Origin of the sequence: Cellulophaga baltica (assembly GCF_018861125.1) — a bacterium.
GTDB classification, from domain to species: Bacteria; Bacteroidota; Bacteroidia; order Flavobacteriales; family Flavobacteriaceae; genus Cellulophaga; species Cellulophaga baltica_A.
This window is the reverse complement of record NZ_JAHKQN010000019.1, coordinates 158,849-176,692: the sequence shown is the minus strand read 5'-3', so window position 1 is coordinate 176,692 and position 17,844 is coordinate 158,849. Positions and strand designations below refer to the sequence as shown.

The 17,844-nt window shown below is 28.0% G+C and carries 15 protein-coding genes; 13 read left to right on the top strand and 2 right to left on the bottom strand.

What is annotated here, in order from left to right; translation table 11 throughout:
* Window positions 1-64 precede the first annotated feature (64 nt).
* The 5 genes from KO500_RS09910 (at window position 65) to KO500_RS09890 (ending at window position 6,442) form a co-directional block, all read left to right on the top strand.
* Complete coding sequence (locus tag KO500_RS09910; protein ID WP_215956385.1) at window positions 65-1,351, top strand: nucleotide sugar dehydrogenase; 1,287 nt, start codon at window positions 65-67, stop codon at window positions 1,349-1,351.
* Between the two features lie 20 nt (window positions 1,352-1,371).
* Entirely contained in the window at window positions 1,372-2,385 is a 1,014-nt protein-coding gene (locus KO500_RS09905; RefSeq protein WP_215956384.1) for an NAD-dependent epimerase, read from the top strand.
* Between the two features lie 22 nt (window positions 2,386-2,407).
* Entirely contained in the window at window positions 2,408-3,736 is a 1,329-nt protein-coding gene (locus KO500_RS09900; RefSeq protein WP_215956383.1) for a UDP-glucose dehydrogenase family protein, read from the top strand.
* A 170-nt stretch (window positions 3,737-3,906) separates the two neighbouring features.
* Complete coding sequence (locus KO500_RS09895) at window positions 3,907-4,542, top strand: hypothetical protein (protein WP_215956382.1); 636 nt, start codon at window positions 3,907-3,909, stop codon at window positions 4,540-4,542.
* A 19-nt stretch (window positions 4,543-4,561) separates the two neighbouring features.
* Window positions 4,562-6,442: a right-handed parallel beta-helix repeat-containing protein gene (locus tag KO500_RS09890; protein WP_215956381.1), complete on the top strand. Its 1,881-nt coding sequence runs from the start codon at window positions 4,562-4,564 to the stop codon at window positions 6,440-6,442.
* 244 nt (window positions 6,443-6,686) lie between these two features.
* On the opposite strand, the gene KO500_RS09885 is transcribed toward KO500_RS09890, so the two are convergent.
* Window positions 6,687-8,078, bottom strand: a complete 1,392-nt coding sequence (locus tag KO500_RS09885; protein ID WP_215956380.1) for a right-handed parallel beta-helix repeat-containing protein — start codon at window positions 8,076-8,078, stop codon at window positions 6,687-6,689.
* A gap of 181 nt (window positions 8,079-8,259) precedes the next feature.
* On the bottom strand, window positions 8,260-9,531 hold the full coding sequence (locus KO500_RS09880; protein WP_215956379.1) for a right-handed parallel beta-helix repeat-containing protein: 1,272 nt from the start codon (window positions 9,529-9,531) through the stop codon (window positions 8,260-8,262).
* A 169-nt stretch (window positions 9,532-9,700) separates the two neighbouring features.
* Between KO500_RS09880 and KO500_RS09875 the strand changes: the two genes are divergently transcribed.
* From KO500_RS09875 to KO500_RS09840, 8 genes are all read left to right on the top strand, one after another.
* Window positions 9,701-10,807: a glycosyltransferase family 4 protein gene (locus tag KO500_RS09875; RefSeq protein WP_215956378.1), complete on the top strand. Its 1,107-nt coding sequence runs from the start codon at window positions 9,701-9,703 to the stop codon at window positions 10,805-10,807.
* A gap of 7 nt (window positions 10,808-10,814) precedes the next feature.
* Window positions 10,815-12,155: a murein biosynthesis integral membrane protein MurJ gene (gene murJ / locus KO500_RS09870; RefSeq protein ID WP_215956377.1), complete on the top strand. Its 1,341-nt coding sequence runs from the start codon at window positions 10,815-10,817 to the stop codon at window positions 12,153-12,155.
* Window positions 12,148-13,266 carry an O-antigen ligase family protein gene (locus tag KO500_RS09865; RefSeq protein ID WP_215956376.1) on the top strand — a complete coding sequence of 373 codons (1,119 nt, stop codon included), beginning with the start codon at window positions 12,148-12,150 and terminating at the stop codon, window positions 13,264-13,266. Before murJ ends, KO500_RS09865 begins: the two co-directional genes overlap by 8 nt.
* Window positions 13,241-13,774 carry an acyltransferase gene (locus tag KO500_RS17495; protein WP_215956375.1) on the top strand — a complete coding sequence of 178 codons (534 nt, stop codon included), beginning with the start codon at window positions 13,241-13,243 and terminating at the stop codon, window positions 13,772-13,774. The genes KO500_RS09865 and KO500_RS17495 overlap by 26 nt, the downstream gene beginning before the upstream one ends.
* Before the next feature lie 8 nt (window positions 13,775-13,782).
* Complete coding sequence (locus tag KO500_RS09855) at window positions 13,783-14,367, top strand: serine O-acetyltransferase (RefSeq protein WP_215956374.1); 585 nt, start codon at window positions 13,783-13,785, stop codon at window positions 14,365-14,367.
* 1 nt (window position 14,368) lies between these two features.
* On the top strand, window positions 14,369-15,430 hold the full coding sequence (locus KO500_RS09850; protein ID WP_215956373.1) for a glycosyltransferase: 1,062 nt from the start codon (window positions 14,369-14,371) through the stop codon (window positions 15,428-15,430).
* Window positions 15,431-15,439: 9 nt separating this feature from the next.
* Complete coding sequence (locus KO500_RS09845) at window positions 15,440-16,540, top strand: glycosyltransferase (protein ID WP_215956372.1); 1,101 nt, start codon at window positions 15,440-15,442, stop codon at window positions 16,538-16,540.
* Window positions 16,541-16,651: 111 nt separating this feature from the next.
* The gene (locus KO500_RS09840; protein WP_215956371.1) at window positions 16,652-17,788 is read left to right on the top strand and encodes a glycosyltransferase family 4 protein; all 1,137 of its coding nucleotides are present in this window, start codon (window positions 16,652-16,654) and stop codon (window positions 17,786-17,788) included.
* The last annotated feature ends 56 nt before the right edge of the window (window positions 17,789-17,844 follow it).

Genomic DNA, 17,844 nt, shown 5'->3' with positions numbered 1-17,844 from the left:
GCCAATAAAAATAAAAAGTTAAAAATCTTTATAATTTAGAGTTTTAAGCTAAAACTCACCTTAAATGGAAGAAATAAAAATAGGAATTATTGGTTTAGGATATGTCGGTTTACCATTGGGCAGACTTTTTTCTTTGAAATATATGGTTGTAGGTTACGATATCAACCCAACTAGAATAGCGCAGTTAAACAAAGGTATTGATTTAACAAATGAAATTAACTCAGAAGACTTAGAATATGTTTTGACTAAAAACCCTTCTGATTTTAGAGGTTTATTTTGCACTAGTAACATTAACGAGCTAAAAGATTGTAATTATTATATCATAACTGTACCAACACCAATAGATCATAATAAAAAACCAGACTTATCAAAACTCTATAAGGCTACTCAGTTAGTATCTAAGCTTGTTAACAAAGGTGACTATATTATATACGAATCAACCGTATATCCTGGTGTCACAGAAGAAGAATGCGTCCCAATAATAGAAAAGAACACAGGCTTAAAATTGAATGTTGATTTTTATGTAGGTTATTCACCTGAAAGAATAAATCCAGGAGACAAAACACACACCGTAGATAAAATATTAAAAGTTACTTCAGGATCTTCACAAAAAGCAGCATTAGAAATTGATAATTTATACAAGTCAGTAATCACTGCTGGCACATACTTAGCCTCATCAATTAAAGTTGCTGAAGCAGCAAAAGTGATTGAAAATTCACAACGAGATATTAATATTGCTTTTGTCAATGAACTATCTAAAATTTTTAATTTATTAAATATTGATACTAATGAAGTTTTAAAAACTGCAAGAACTAAATGGAATTTTCTAGATTTTAGACCAGGTTTGGTAGGAGGACATTGTATTGGTGTAGACCCTTATTATCTAGCACAAAAAGCAGAAGAATTGGGTCATCATCCAGAAATAATTTTGGCAGGACGAAGAATTAATGATAGCATGAGTACTTATATTGGCTCTGAAATAATTAAGCTAATGATTAAAAATAATATTTTAATCAAAAACTCAAATGTTTTAATGCTAGGATTGAGCTTTAAGGAAAATTGTCCTGATATTAGAAACACCAAAGTAATTGACCTTATTAATTATTTGAAAGAATATGAAATAAACGTTGATGTTTACGATTATTTAGCATCAAATTCTGAAACATTTAAAGAATACAATATTAATTTATTAGACGAGATTCCTAAAAAAAAATACGATGCTGTAGTTATAGCAGTGGCACATAACAAATTTAAAGATTTAGATTTATCTCAATTTAAAAAAAATAACACTGTTATATATGATATTAAAAATATTACAACTGAAACTAATAAGAGTATTAAAAAATTATAATTAATTTTAAGAAAAAATAAATGAAAATATTAATTACTGGCGCAGCTGGATTTATTGGTTTTTACGTATCTAAAAAGCTTATAGAACAAGGAAACAAAGTAATAGGGTTAGATAATATTAATGATTATTATGATGTTAACCTTAAATTTGATAGACTAAAAGAATTAGGTGTAGCAAAAGAAGATGCTGAATTATATAACAAAAAGGCAAAAAGTAGTACATCATCATTTGAATTTATAAGATTAAACTTAGAAGATAGAGACAATGTACCTTTGTTTTTCAAAAAAGAAAAATTTGATATTGTTTGTAATTTAGCTGCACAGGCTGGTGTTAGATATAGCTTAGAAAACCCAGAAGCTTACATTGATAGCAATGTAACTGGGTTTTTAAATATATTGGAAGGTTGTAGAAATAACGATGTTAAACATCTACTTTACGCTAGTAGCTCAAGTGTTTATGGTTTAAATTCGAAAATACCTTTTAGCACCTCTGATAATGTCGACACTCCTGCTAGTTTATATGCAGCCACGAAAAAAAGCAATGAATTAATGGCTCATACGTATAGTCATTTATATAAATTTCCTACAACTGGATTGAGGTTCTTTACTGTTTACGGACCATGGGGAAGACCAGACATGGCCATGTTTCTTTTTACGGATGCAATGCTTAACAACAAACCTATTAAGGTTTTCAATGAAGGTAATATGGAAAGAGATTTCACCTACATTGATGATATAACCGAAGGTATTGTTAGAATAATTAATAAAAATTTAGAAGAAAGAAAAGATTTATATAGAGTTTATAATATTGGTAATAATAATTCCGTTAAATTGCTAGATTTTATTAAGTCAATAGAAGAAAATCTAAATATTACGGCTAAAAAAACGTTAATGCCAATGCAAGCCGGTGATGTTGAAAAAACATGGGCTAACGTTGATAGTCTTATAAAAGATTATAATTATAGTCCAAATACTCCAATAAATGAAGGAGTCAAAAATTTTATAACTTGGTACAAAAAATATTATAATAAATAAATACCCTTTAAATAATTAAAAAATGAATTTAACTGTAATAGGAACAGGATACGTTGGATTGGTAAGTGGTACTTGTTTTGCTGAAATGGGAAACAATGTAACTTGTATTGATGTTGACAAAAACAAAATTGACAATTTAGATCAGGGAATTATTCCAATTTACGAACCGGGCTTAGAAGCTATGGTTAAAAGAAATGTATCAAATAAAACATTAAGTTTCAGCACTAAACTTTCTGAAAATTTAGATAAGTGTGATATCGCTTTTATAGCTGTTGGAACTCCAATGGGTGATGATGGTTCTGCAGATTTAAAATATGTTTTGCAGGTTGCTAAAGAAATTGGAGAAAATATGACAACGCCACTTGTTGTTGTTGATAAATCTACAGTACCGGTCGGAACAGCTGACAAAGTTAAAGCAACTATTGAAAAAGAACTTGAAAAGCGTAATGTTTCTATTGAATTTCATGTTGTGTCAAATCCTGAATTTTTAAAAGAAGGAGATGCTATTAATGACTTTATGAAGCCTGACAGAGTAGTTGTTGGTTCTGACAACGAAGAAGCCTCTAAAAAAATGACAAATCTTTATACTCCATTTTTTAGAAGTACTAGCAATAGACTTATAACAATGGACGTAAGATCTGCAGAAATGACAAAATATGTAGCAAATGCTATGCTTGCTACTAAAATTTCATTTATGAATGAAATTGCAAATATTTGTGAACTTGTTGGTGCAGACGTAAATAAAGTAAGAATCGGTATAGGTTCTGATAGTAGAATCGGATATAGCTTTATATACCCTGGTAGTGGTTACGGTGGTTCTTGCTTCCCTAAAGATGTTAAAGCTCTTAAAAAAACAGCACAAGAAAATGGTTACAATGCTCAACTGATTGGTGCTGTAGAAGATGTTAATGACAAACAAAAACTTGTTATTGCAAATAAAATTTTGAGCAAATTTGGAAATGACTTAAAAGGTAAAAAAATTGCAGTTTGGGGATTAGCATTTAAGCCTGAAACTGATGATATGAGAGAAGCACCTGCTATCTATATTATTAAAAAGCTAGTTGAACATGGTGCAGAAGTTCATGCATATGATCCAAAAGCAATGGATGAAGCTCAACATTTTTACTTAAAAGATGTACCTAATGTAACTTATTACAATTCTAAATATGAAACCTTAAAAGACGCTGATGCAATGGTTTTATTAACAGAATGGAAAGAATTTAGATCACCTGATTTTGAAGAGTTAAAATCTCAAATGAAAAATTCAATCATATTTGATGGTAGAAATCAATATAATGAAGAATTATTAATTAGTAAAGGATTTGAATATTTTCAAATTGGAAAATCATAATTAAATAAAACAAAAATAGAAAGCCTCTAAATGTAAATTTAGAGGCTTTTTTTTTTAATAACTATTGTATAAAATTGAAAATTTATAACAAAAAAAAAGTATTAAACATATAAACATTGTATATTTTCGCAATTATAAAAATCGACGAAACGAACAATAAATTAGATGAAATGAAAATTACTACACTAACAACTATTTTTCTTACTTTTTCTGCATTAAGTGGGTTTAGCCAAATTACACCTCAAATAGAATCGACATTAGGCACTGAAGGCAACGTTTCAGAGAAAACCCATGGTGTTTATCTCGTATCTGAAAATTACTACGAAAGAAACATAAGATTAGGTGTTTCAAATGATAGCTATACTAGAGGTGAAATTGCTATTGAAAACAATAATTCTTCTGGCGCAAAAATAATATTTAAAACTTCAACAACTAAGGGAGGTGCAATTGATAGGATGACCATTAATGATGATGGAAAAGTTGGAATTGGAACAGATGAAACTGGCAACCACACTCTTGCTGTTGAAGGTTCAATTGGTTCTCGAGAAGTAATTGTAGAAGGTAGTGGTTGGTCTGACTTTGTATTTGAAAATGACTACCAATTACCTACGTTAAAAGATGTAGAAACACATATTAATGAATATGGTCATTTAAAAGATATACCTAGCGCTAAAGAAATTGGTACTGACGGTATTCCCTTAGGAGAAATGGATGCTAAATTGTTACAAAAAATAGAAGAGCTTACACTTTACATTATTGATTTAAACAAAAAAATTGAATCATTAGAAGCAAATTCTAAAAACTAACAATATAAATCCCCACTTTATGATTAAAATAAATTATAATAAAAATATATGGGTATTTTTATTAATATTACTCAATATCACAACACTTTGTGCCACTGAAATTGATGCTTCACGTTACGGGTTCAACAGTTCGGACAACTCTGAAGTTATAATAAGTGCATTACAATCATCATATGACACCATAATAATTGATAAACAATCTACCGATTGGATTGTTAGCCCTATACGAGTTAATTACGTTAGCAACAAAGTTATCATCTTTGAAAGCGGTGTAGTTTTAAAAGCAAAATCAGGTTATTATAATTCTAGTAATGCTCAACTATTTCAACTTGTAAGTCCAGAAAATGTTGAGATAATAGGTTATGGTGCCACTTTTAAAATGGATAGAGATGAATATCAATCCTATGATCCTGATGGACAATGGAGAAACAGTCTAAATATTACTAATGGTACAAATATTTCTGTTAAAGGTTTGACAATAGATGAAAGTGGTGGTGACGGCGTATATATTGGTGATACGAATGGAGATACTAATGGAATTACACTTGAAGATTTAACTATTACGAATCAATCTAGAGACGGAATATCAATTATTGGAGGCACAAATATTACAATTGATAATTGTTCTATATCTGGAACTAAAAGTAATATTTTAGGATGTGGAATAAATTTTGAACCTAATAATTCTTCGAACAAGCTAAAAAATATTGTTATTGAAAACTCAATATTTTATGATAACTATTATTATGGTATTCAAATAAGTACTTGGAACCTATCTAGTAGTTCTGAAGACATTTCAATAACATTTAATGATTGTACATTAAGTAATAATTCTTATAACAATTCAAAATCTGCTGGTGAAATTAAGTTAAGTGTAGGTACATCATCATTAAATCCTGTGGATGGAAATATTACATTTAACAATTTGGTTGTTGAAAACTCTACACAGAAAGTATTAAATTCAAGAATACCTAGTGATGCTTTTATGACAACATTTAATGATTGTACTTTTAGAGATGTTTGTTCTGAAGTAGACGAGCCACCTTTTTTACTTCAAACAACTGATTATTACGCTGTCGCTCCCTCATTTGGAAACACAGCATTTAATAATACAGAATTATCATATGATAACTCTGAGCCATTTATTAAATTTTCAGGAGCGTATAGTACAGAAGGATTAGAAAATATTAGTGGTGATTTTACAATAGCAAATGATAATTTAAAAAATGATGATGCAATTTACTACGGAAAGATAAATAAATTTATAAATGTTTCTCTGTCTTATAAAATTGTATCAGAACTACCAATTGATGAAGACGATGAGGATGAAAATAATGATAAATGTACAGATGAAATAAATATCGTATCTGATGAAGATAGCGCAACAAGTGTTTATTCTTTAACTTTAACCGAGGCATCTAATACTGTTGATCATACAAGCGGAATTGTAAAATATGCATCAGAAGGTAAAGTAATTTTAGAACCAGGCTTTTCTGTAAAAGCAACATCAAATGAGGTTTTTATTGCTACTATTGAAGATTGTGAAGGCGGTTCTTTAAATAGCACAGCATTAACATATGATATAAATAATCTTATAGGATATACGTTATGGTCTCCAGAAAACGAAACTATTAATAATGACTATGTAAATAGTCTTTACTTAAGTAAAAATCCTACTTATGATTTTTCTACACTATATTTCGAACTTGAACATAAAAGTGCATTTAAATTATATGTCTACAACACTAATGGTACTTTAATCAAAACCACAAATGTAGATTTATACAATGCAAATAATGGTAATATAGAATTAGACTTTCAATATTTAGATTCTGGAGTCTATATAATTAATGCTGTTGGAACAAATATTAATGAAAGTGTAAAGTTTATTAAGATGTAGTAATTAATTTAATAAACAAAACTTGAAAAGCTCTGTATTAAAAATTTAAATACAGAGCTTTTCTCTATAATATAACTCTACGAACCTAATATTTATTAGCATATTAAATATTAATCAAATTATATTTCAGAACGGTATCGTATGCTCTTCGCCTCTCAACTTAAAATCTAATAAAACGAGGTCTTCTTTCAAGAATCCAATATAACTTAAAATAAATAGTCTTAAATAACACAGAAGTTTTTTTTTAATCTAAATAATCAACATCAATACTGACATTTATATTTAGTAAAGAATCGTAATTAACATAATTTACGGGATAATTATTAGGCTCATCAACAGTAAAAGTACCTGTAATATCTTGTACAGAAGTTAAAGATGCAGCGCCGTTAATCCACATAAATGGCAAATCAGTATCGTATTCAATATAAGTGTTTTCAAAAGTAAATCCACCAAGAGATTCTGTTATATCAAAATAACTTCCTGTTTCTAAATAAATAGGAGATTTTGTTCCAGCCTGACTTACATTTTTAAAAGTACAATCTTCAAAAGTAGCATAAAATGCATCAGCTCTTTTTCTACTATAAACAGCGCACCAATCACTACCGTCTACTGTTAAGTTTTTAAAATAAACCTCTCCTCCTACTGGACTATCATTACTAGCTGTCAAAATAATTTCACTCTCAACATAGGCATTATCTTCTGAAGCATTATAACTTGTATCACAACTTTCAAAATTAATTGAAATAGGCAGTGAGCTTTCTGTCATTTGCCCTAAAGACAAAACAATACCTGCATGATTATTATTAGTAAAAGAACAATTTTCAAAATTTATATTTACCAACCTTTCTTCTGAATTATTAGGTTCAATATCTAAACCTGCTTCTGGCAAAATTCCATTTGTTTCAGTAAACACGCTATTTTTCACCCAAACGTCTTGAGCACTAATAATCGACATACCCTGCCTTTTATGGTTTGTACATGTAACATCTTCAACAAGAATATTCTCAGAATAACTACCTGTATCTGTTCCTGGTCCTATGTATATACCATCTCCCCCACTATCATTTAATTCAAGACCTCTAATAGTGATATTTTCAGACCCTTTAATTGAAAGCGTATGTCTCCACTCTCCTTCATCATATTCATCTTTATTCATTTGAAAAGTTGCTCCATAACCATCAATAGTGATGTCTGAACAATTTTTTAATTGCAAAAGAACATCACTCAAATCTGTAAACGAATTTTCTTTTGCCTTAACAACAACTCCATCTTCTATATAAATTCTTTTATTACTTACATCAACTAAAGTGGTAGGTTGTAAAACCCAATCAGAATCTTGTTTATCTATAATTAGGGTTTCATAATCAGAATTAACCGCTTCTAAAAAAGCTTCAGTAGAATCATCAGCAGAAAAACCAAATGTTGAAACTTTAATACCATCTGTTGGGTAACTAACTGTAGATTTTGAATCAATATCGATGACTTCTTCAAGATCTTCTTCAGTCTCTTCATCTACGTCAGTTACATCATCAACTGCTTCGACTTCTTCTAATATTAAAGATTGATATAAATCATCCGAAGAACATGATGATAGTATAAGAAATAGACATATTATCTTTATGCAACTAAATTTCATAAGTAGGTATATTTTAAAAGATATTAAATGGGGACAATACCTTTCATCGTTATTATCTGTCGTTTATCGATAACAATAACGTGAGAATAAATAAAAACAATACACAACTTTAAGTTTTTTCGATGAACTGCAATGTAAAAAATCAAATGAGTTAAAATTAACACGAAAAAAACTATAATTTCTAATTAATTCTTCTAATAATGTCAATATTTACATTCTCATTTAAAAACGAACTATAGTTAATATAATTATACAACTTATTATTTTTTTCGCTTAAAAGTATAATATTTCCGACAAGATTATCAACCCCTTTTAAGGTACCTAACTTAGACCCTCTTATTTGAATAATTGGAGAATTCATTTTTGTTTTTATAGTCAAATCTTCAAACTTATATCCACCTAAAAAATTGGTTTTATTTTTATAATCAGGAACTTCAAAACTTATTATTGGCATGTCTTTTTTTTGCGCAACATTTTCAACAAAGCAATTTTTAAAATGAACAGAATAAGCATTAGAAGTTTTACGACTATAAATTAATGGCCATTGCGAGTTTTTCACTAAACAATCTTCAAATAAAACATTTCCTTTTACAGGGCTATCTTTATCTGCCCCAAAAACCAATTCTGCAGGAGCATACCTATTACTTTCATTGTGATTATTTTCAATTAAACAATTTGTAAATAAAACAGCAATTTTTGTTGATTCAGCATTTAATTTCCCTAATGCTAATTTAACTCCAGCATGGTAATTATTGTAAAACTCGCAATTTTCAAAATTAATATTAACAACCAAGTCTTCCGAAGTATTAGGTTCAATATCTAATCCTGCTTCAGGTAAAGCTCCTTTAGTTTCCGAAAATTTTGAGTTTGAAACAAAAACATTCTTCGCACTAATTATGGACATACCTTGCCTTTTATTATTTACACTATTAACGTTATCAATATAAATGTTTTCAGAAAATTTTTTTTCTTTACTTCCTGCAATATAAATACCGTCACCACCAGAATCTCTGAGAATCATATTTTTAAAACTAATATCCTCACTTCCCCTTAAACTAATAACATGCCTCCATTCCCCTTCAACATATTCTTCTTTATTCATTTTTAAAACAGTACTATCACCTATAAAACTTAAATCTTTACAATTCTTTAGTTCAATCATAGCATCTCCTAGTTTAGGATAGGCATTATTTTTTGCTAGAACTGTAGCACCTTTTTCAAACAAAATAACTTTATTAGATGCTTTAACAATAACTATTGGACTTACTTCCCACGGCGATAACGACTTATCTACAATTATAGAGTCGTAATTAGATAATAAAGCTCTTTTTATAGTTATAGATTTATCTTCTCCTTCTTTATAAAAATCAGACATCTTTTTTACTTGTCCAAAAACTATAACAGATTTTAAAGTGAAAGAAACAATACAAAGCGTTTTAAAAAGTTTTGACATAAGAAGGCAAATAGAAATTAGTTTATTTCATTTTAGAATGAAATACAAAACTAAATAAATTCATTACAACGTATATTTTATCCGCCTATCAAAATCTGTTAAACTTTAGATATAAAATAATTACATTTGAACAGAATTTGGGAATTTTCAAATACACCAAACCAATAGTATGAAGAAAAAAATTGCATTTGTTGTTGGATCGTTAACCGCAGGTGGCGCTGAAAGGGTAATATCAACTTTATCAAATGAATTAATAGAGAGATACGAAGTTTCAATTATACAGCTTGTAAAAGAAAAACCTTTTTATAATTTAAACTCTAAAATTAAAATATTCTCTTGCAGAGAAGAAAAAAAAATTAGCTCAAATTCTATAGAGTCCATAACCAACAACTATTATTTTTATAAAAAAATATCTTCATATCTAAAAGAAGAAAAAATAGATATTGTTATTGGATTTATAACAAGCACTAATATACTTTCAATATTAGCAAGTAGAAAAGCTAAAATACCATGTATTATTAGTGAACGAAACAATCCTGAGATTGAAAATGCTCCAAAGAAGAAATGGAATTTTTTAAGAAATGTTTTGTACAAAAAGGCTAATTATTTAGTTGTTCAAACAGAGCAAATAAAATCTTTTTTTGATAAACTCTTAGAACCCAACAATGTTGTTATTTTGGCCAATCCTTTATCACAAGAAATTACAGAAAAATCATTACAAAAAAATACTAAAGAAAATATTGTATTAAATATTGGAAGGTTGACAGAGCAAAAAGCTCAACATTTATTAATTAATGCATTTAGTAATATTGACAATAATGATTGGAAACTTATAATTGCTGGCGAAGGAAAGCTAAGAGATAAATACCAAAAAATGATCGATGACTTAGGTATGACAGATAAAATTAGTTTAATTGGCAAAACTAAAAATGTTGTCGGCTTATATCAAAAATCTAAAATATTTGTAATGACCTCTAAATTTGAAGGGTTTCCAAATGTACTTATCGAAGCTATGTACATGGGGCTTGCGCCAATATCCACGAATTGCCCAACAGGACCTAGCGAATTGATAAATTCTAATGAAAACGGATATTTAATTGAAATTGATGATCAAAAAGCACTTGAAAACAAATTAATTAAATTAATTCAAAATGAAAATTTAATCCAAGATTTTGGTAGCAAAGCCCATATTGCAGCTAAACCTTTTGAAGCAACAAAAATTACTTCTGAATGGGAAATTTTAATTAAAGATTGTTTGAACAACACGTCAATTTAATTCATAAATGCTAAAAAAATACATTAACAAAATAATTGACTTTCTAAAAAAACCTGTCATTAGAAATATATTAGTTGTAATATCAATTACTTCTTTTATAAAATTTATAGGTTTTTTTAAAGAAACTGTTGTTGCTTCAGAATTTGGATTATCTATTTATATAGATACTTTTTTAATAGCATCAATAATCCCTGGGTTTATTTCAACTGTTTTCTTAAATTCATTTGCAAACGTATTTATTCCAAATTATATAGCTAATGAAAAAGCTAATGGAAGTATCAAATCTTTTCAATCATCAAGTTTTTTAATAACTTTTGCTTGTTCAACAGTATTTTTTATAATAGCAATTACATTTACGGATATCTATTTAGAAAATTTTATTCCTGGGCATACAAATGAATATTATGCATTGGTGAAAAAACAATTTAGGTACATTTCACCTTGTATATTAATATGGGGGCTTTCGTCTTTACTAACTGGTTTATTAAACATAAAAGGAGAATTCAAATTTTCATCATTTGGACCTATTTTTATACCATTAACTATTCTTTTCTTTTTAAAATTTAATAATAACCTAATTAATGATGATCTTGTATTAGCTATTTCGACCTTAATAGGTAGTATCTTAACATTTATATTTCTTTTATCAATCTGCCTTTACAAAAAAACATTATCACTAGGTAAAATAGATTTTAAAAATAAAAATATTGTTACAATGTTAAGAGAGTTTCCTCTTAAAATATCTTCAAGTTTATTGACTGGTTTAATTCCAGTAGTAGATCAATATTTTGCAGCAATGCTTGTTATTGGTAGTGTAGCAGCAATTAATTATGGTTTAAAAATACCTGCATTTATTTTAGGGTTTTCAATGGTAGGGTTAGGAAACGTTTTATTGCCTCATTTTTCAAAATTAATTAATGAAGATATAAATAAAGCATACGAACATTTATTTAAAGTATTAAAATATTTGTTCAGTGGGGCTTTAGTGGTTGTTATTTTATTAATAATTTTTTCTCCTACAATAGTAAAATTATTATTTGAAAGAAATGAGTTTACAGCTTCTGACACTTATAAAGTAAGTAATATACAAATGATTTTGTTAGCATACATTCCTTTTTATTTATGTGGCAATGTTCTTGTCAAATTTTTAACCAGTACTAACAAGAATAAGTTCATGGCTAAAATCTCTTTATTTAATTTAATTTTAAGTGTTATTTTAGATTATATTTTAATGAAGTCTTATGGTGTTTATGGAATTGTTTTAGCTACAACAATAGTTTATTCAATAAGCCCATTCATTTATTTAAATTTTTCCATTAAAGAATATAAAAAAATTAGAAATGCTTAATATTTTAAAATATATAATTTTATCGATTTTTATTTTAAATGCACCTGGAGCTTCTCTTCAATTTTTAGGTTCAGGTATCGGAAGTGCCTTAAGCTATTTGTCTTTTTTATTGCTTATTATATTTTATGTTTTAAATAAGCCAGGTAGACCCAATGCATGGATGATTTCAATTGGATTAATCTATTTTCTTATTAGTGGTATACAAATATACCAAGGTGAAACTTCTGATTTTTTAACGGTATGTATAAAATATTTTATAGTAATTATATGCGGTTCAGAAGTTATAAAAAAAACAACAGCAAATGACTTATATGTTTTTTTGTCAATTGGAGCATTAAGTATATTAATAAACGCAATATTTTTTGGAGGTGGATATAGCAGATACAGCGGATTGTACTTAAATCCTAATGCCGCAGGGTTTATTTGCATATCATGTTACACTTTATCTTATGCAGTAAAAAATAAAAGACTAAAAAATATTGGCAGAATAATTGCAGTCGTTTGTGGTATTTTAACTTTTTCAAGAACATTTATAGTGATACTAATTTTAGTAAATTTATTATCATTAATCAACTCCATAAAAAATATAAAATATTTTGCCATTGGTTTTGGGATATTAACATTGATAATCATTTTTGGCGACGCGCTTAACTTAGATAATCCAAGATTTTTAGTATTAAAGGCAGCGATAACTGGTGAACAAAATTCATCAAGAAATTATAATATTGATGAAGATAGTAGAACAGAAACTTGGGCGCATTTTTATGATGCTGTGGAAAACAGACCTTTTTTAGGTAATGGATATGGTGCATTCCAAAAAGGTGGTGTATGGACCTTAGGTTCTCACAACACCTTTTTATTAATTATTGGTGAAGCGGGTATTATTGCTTTCCTCTTTATTATACTGTTTTATATTAATTTTTTAATAAGTGGCATAAGATACTTTAAAATAGCACCCAATATTTTAATGCAAAGCATTGCTCTTATATTATTTTTAATGGCTGCACACAATTACTTTATTCTATATTATATATTGTTTATATCAATGTGGATCCAATATAATATTAAACAAAACAAAGAAGAGTATGAAAAAAATCTTTTCATTAATTAAGGAAAAATATAAAATAATTACATTATCCGGAGTTAATTACGCAAGGTACAAAGGTGTAAAAGTAGGAGATAATTGTAGAATACTTATAACATCATTTGGTTCTGAACCTTGGTTGATATCAATGGGTGATAAAGTAACCATAACCTCTGGTGTAAAATTACTCACTCACGATGGTTCTACATGGTTATTTAATGATGAAAAAGGGAGACGTTATTTATATCGAAGAGTGAAAATAGGAAATAATGTTTTTATTGGTTCAAACAGTATAATAATGCCGGGTGTAGTTATTGATAATAATGTTATTGTTGCTGCAGGTAGCGTAGTAACAAAATCAGTACCTACAAATAGTATTGTTGCCGGAAACCCAGCAAAAATTATTGGAAATTACTCAAGTTATGGTGAAAAAATACTAGAAACTTATATTTCTGACAGTGACTTAAATAAATCTAAAAATTACAAAGAAAGAATTTTAGACGTTTTAGATAATGAGAGCAAACCCTATTTATAAATTGAGCTATGATAAAATCAAAAAAAGACTTAAAATTATATATAGAGGCTGATAAAAACGCTAAAGGAATTAAAAATGATTCTTTAAAAAATAGACTAATTTTATTTCTAAAGCCTAATCTAATTTGGAAATTTCAAAAACTATTAAGAACTACTGAATACTACCAGAACACTAATAAAAACATTTTTCAAAAGTTTTATTTTTATTATTTAAAACACAAGTATCAAAAACTATCACTAAAGTTAGGGTTTTCAATACCTAGAAACGTTTTTGGACCTGGATTAGCAATTATTCATTACGGAACTATCGTTGTCAATAGTAAAGCACGAATTGGAAAAAATTGTCGTATACATGTTTGCGTTAATATTGGTGCATCAGGTGGCAAACCTGAAGCTCCACAAATAGGAGACAATGTTTATATTGGACCTGGGGCAAAAATTTATGGAGATATTAAAATAGCAAATAATACCGCTATAGCTGCGAATGCAAGCGTTGGTAAATCTTTTTTAGAAGAAAATACAGTTATTGGTGGTGTACCCGCCAAAAAATTGAAAGATTTTGACATTAAAACAATAATAAAACACCTTAAATAACTTGAAACCAAAAATATTTTTTATCATCCCATCTTTAAGAGCTGGAGGAGCAGAACGTGTGATGTCTTTTATTGCTCAAAATATTGACAAAAATAAGTTTAAACCTACACTTGTTGTTGTTGGTTTTAATAATAATGCCTCATACCTTGTAGATAAAGTAGATATTATTTTTTTAGAAAAAAATAAGGTCAGAGATTCATTATTAGAGCTAATAAAATTATTCAAGAAAGAAAAACCAAAGGTTGTTTTTAGTTCATTGGCACATGTGAACACACTTATGGCTGTAATTTCTGTTCTTTTTCCAAAAATAAAGTTTGTTGGTAGAGAAACTTTCGTAAGAACAGGATGGAAAGAAAAAAAGGGTAAGAGTTTTTGGTTTGCTGATTTTATGCAAAAAAAATTCTTAGACATGATTGTATGTCAGTCATCAGATATGAAAAATGATCTTATAAAAAATCTAAATTTCCCAACAAAAAAACTAAAAATAATTAATAATCCAGTTACTAGTCAATTTAAACTTAAAAAAGAGGACAGTGATAAAACAGCTATTAAATTAGTTACTGTTGGAAGATTGGTGGAGCAAAAAGGTCACTTAAGACTCTTAGAAGTTTTAGAAAAAATAAAAACACCATTTGAATTCACAATTATAGGTGACGGACCACTAAAAGAAGAATTAAACAAAAAAGTAATTGAATCTGGATTAACTGAAAAAGTAAAATTTGTTTCTTTCACTAGTGAACCACAAAAATACTTAGCAGAAAGCGATATATATATACATGGTTCCTATTTAGAAGGCTTCCCTAATGTTTTAATTGAAAGTTGCGCTGTTGGCACACCTGTAATTGCTTTTAATGCTCCAGGAGGAATCAACGAAATAATACAAAAAGGCATAAATGGATATATTGCAAATACTAAAGATGATTTTTTTAAGTTTTTAAAAGAGACATTAGCTAAAAATAATTTTGAAAAAAATAAAGTTAGAGATTCTGTTGTTAGTAGGTATGGAGAGGAAAAAATACTAAAACAATACGAAGAATTATTTTCAGAATTAATAGCTAAGTAATTTTAAACTATGAATTTACAGCAAACAAATTGGTTATTCATATTACCCACAGATAAGCTACAAGGTTCTGAACAAATAATTATGAATCAAGCAAAATTTGTTAAAGCAAATAAAGGCTCAGCTAACATTATAATTTTAACAAAAAAAACTTGTGATAGTTGGTCTGAATTTGAAGAAAATTCAAAAGTTACATACTTTCCTTTTTCGAATTACTTCATTAGTATATTTTTTTTAATTCCATATTTTATTTTTAGTGGCACAAAAAATTACACCCATACATTTACATCACAAACCATAATAAATGGAGTTTTAGGTTTTGCTAAAAGAATCAAATTTTTCAAAAAAACAAAAATTATTGTTCGCGAATCAAATTCAATATTTAAATTATTTTCAGGTTTTAAATTAAAAATATATCGTTTTTTTTATCATTTAGGTTATATAAAAAGTTCACTTGTAATTTGTCAAACAAATTATATGAAACAGGGTTTATTAGAAGGCCTTAATGGCTTTGCTAATAATTTAAATGTACATGTGTTATCAAACCCAATTAACTTTGAAGATATAGCCTTAAAATCAAAAAATAATAATACAGAAGTTATTTCTGGCAAATATCTGGTTGCTGCTGGCCGATTAATGCCTGTGAAAGGTTTTGACATACTTATAAAGTCTTTTAAAAGTATTTTGAAGGAACAACCTGATTTAAAATTAATAATATTAGGAGAAGGTAAAGAAAGAGCAACTTTAGAAAACCTAATTGTTGAATTAGAGTTACAAAAGAAAATAACGCTACCTGGTTTTGTTGATAATGTTTATCCTTATTTTAATAATGCAACAGCTTGTATATTATCTTCAAGGCTTGAAGGCTTCCCTAACGTATTGCTACAAATGATGTCTCAGAATACGAATATAGTAGCGACACTTAGTGCAGGAGATATAGATCAAATAGAAGGCATATTTACTTGTGAGCCTGAAAATGAAACTGAATTGTCAAATTGTATCTTAAAGTGTTTAAACGAAGACAATAAAAACAAAAGGCAAATTTTTGATAATTTTCTTTCAAATAGAACTATTGAAACTTTTAATTTAAAAATGTTAGATTTAATTAAATAAGGCCACACAACTATATAATTCGACTATTAATCGATTAACTACACAGCTATAACAGTTAACTAATAAAAAAAAATAGTTTTGAAAAAAACTTTAAAAAAAAATCAACCAAGCATGAAGATTAAAAAAATTATGGTGATGGGTTCACACCCTAAATCACTAGTTCACTTTAGAGGCGATTTTATAAAAAATTTGGTTGATAATGGCTACGAAGTATTTGGTGCTGCACCAGATATTGATGATGAAGTTGAAAATAAACTAAATTCATTAGGAGCTAAAACTGCAGGTTTTGAACTTGAACGTACAGGTTTAAATCCTTTTATGGATTTAAAGTCTATAAATAATATAAAGAAAATATTAATTGATAATGAAATTGATTTACTATTTCCATATTCAATTAAACCAGTAATATATGGATCAATAGCTGCTGCTAAATTAAACATACCTGTTATTTCTATGATTTCAGGGTTAGGGTATACATTTAGCGGTGCCTCTACTAAAGCAAAATTACTGCAAAAAGTAACCCAGACATTATATAGAAAAGCTTTAAAAACCAACCATACTGTAATTTTTCAAAATAGAGATGATTATCAGCTTTTTCTAGATAAAAATATTATAGCTAAATCAAAACCTGTTGACTTTATTGGTGGTTCAGGTGTTAGTTTAGACAAGTACCGTTATAGAGTTAATGAAAAAGTGACAGATAATATTAAATTTATGTTTGTTGCTCGTTTAATTAAAGAAAAAGGTATTGACATGTATGTTAATGCTGCAGAAAAATTAAAAGGTACCTATACGAATGCTGAATTTCATATTATCGGAGAACCAGACAATACTCCTTCAGGTATTTCAATTGACAGGATTAATGAACTTGTAAAAAAAGACGTTATAGTTTACCATGGTAGACAAAATAACGTTGAAGAACATTTATATAAAAATGATGTTTTTGTTTTACCAACTTACTACAGAGAAGGTATTCCTAGATCATGTTTAGAAGCTACATCTGTAGGTCTTCCATTAATTACAACAAATACACCAGGTTGCAAAGAAACGATTGTTGGTAATAATGAAAACGGAATTTTAATTCCCCCAAAAAATGAAAAAGCATTAGTTGATGCCATGGAAGCATTTTTAAAAAACCCATCAATGCTTAAAGAAATGGGTATTAAAAGTAGACAATTAGCTGAAGAGAAATTTGATGTTAATATAATTAATGCCGTTCTTTTAAAAAATATTAAAAAAGTAATTTAATATTATCATGCTTAAATTTTAAGTGTACTAAATCTTTAAAACAAAAAAGGATGAAA

What these genes read in the sequence shown, in the direction of transcription:
- KO500_RS09880 (WP_215956379.1), bottom strand. Translation starts at nt 9,531, where the DNA reads ATGTCAAAACTTTTTAAAACGCTTTGTATTGTTTCTTTCACTTTAAAA.
- KO500_RS09875 (WP_215956378.1), top strand. Translation starts at nt 9,701, where the DNA reads ATGAAGAAAAAAATTGCATTTGTTGTTGGATCGTTAACCGCAGGTGGC.
- KO500_RS17495 (WP_215956375.1), top strand. Translation starts at nt 13,241, where the DNA reads ATGAAAAAAATCTTTTCATTAATTAAGGAAAAATATAAAATAATTACA.
- KO500_RS09910 (WP_215956385.1), top strand. Translation starts at nt 65, where the DNA reads ATGGAAGAAATAAAAATAGGAATTATTGGTTTAGGATATGTCGGTTTA.
- KO500_RS09885 (WP_215956380.1), bottom strand. Translation starts at nt 8,078, where the DNA reads ATGAAATTTAGTTGCATAAAGATAATATGTCTATTTCTTATACTATCA.
- murJ (WP_215956377.1), top strand. Translation starts at nt 10,815, where the DNA reads ATGCTAAAAAAATACATTAACAAAATAATTGACTTTCTAAAAAAACCT.
- KO500_RS09905 (WP_215956384.1), top strand. Translation starts at nt 1,372, where the DNA reads ATGAAAATATTAATTACTGGCGCAGCTGGATTTATTGGTTTTTACGTA.
- KO500_RS09895 (WP_215956382.1), top strand. Translation starts at nt 3,907, where the DNA reads ATGAAAATTACTACACTAACAACTATTTTTCTTACTTTTTCTGCATTA.
- KO500_RS09845 (WP_215956372.1), top strand. Translation starts at nt 15,440, where the DNA reads ATGAATTTACAGCAAACAAATTGGTTATTCATATTACCCACAGATAAG.
- KO500_RS09865 (WP_215956376.1), top strand. Translation starts at nt 12,148, where the DNA reads ATGCTTAATATTTTAAAATATATAATTTTATCGATTTTTATTTTAAAT.
- KO500_RS09855 (WP_215956374.1), top strand. Translation starts at nt 13,783, where the DNA reads ATGATAAAATCAAAAAAAGACTTAAAATTATATATAGAGGCTGATAAA.
- KO500_RS09900 (WP_215956383.1), top strand. Translation starts at nt 2,408, where the DNA reads ATGAATTTAACTGTAATAGGAACAGGATACGTTGGATTGGTAAGTGGT.
- KO500_RS09890 (WP_215956381.1), top strand. Translation starts at nt 4,562, where the DNA reads ATGATTAAAATAAATTATAATAAAAATATATGGGTATTTTTATTAATA.
- KO500_RS09840 (WP_215956371.1), top strand. Translation starts at nt 16,652, where the DNA reads ATGAAGATTAAAAAAATTATGGTGATGGGTTCACACCCTAAATCACTA.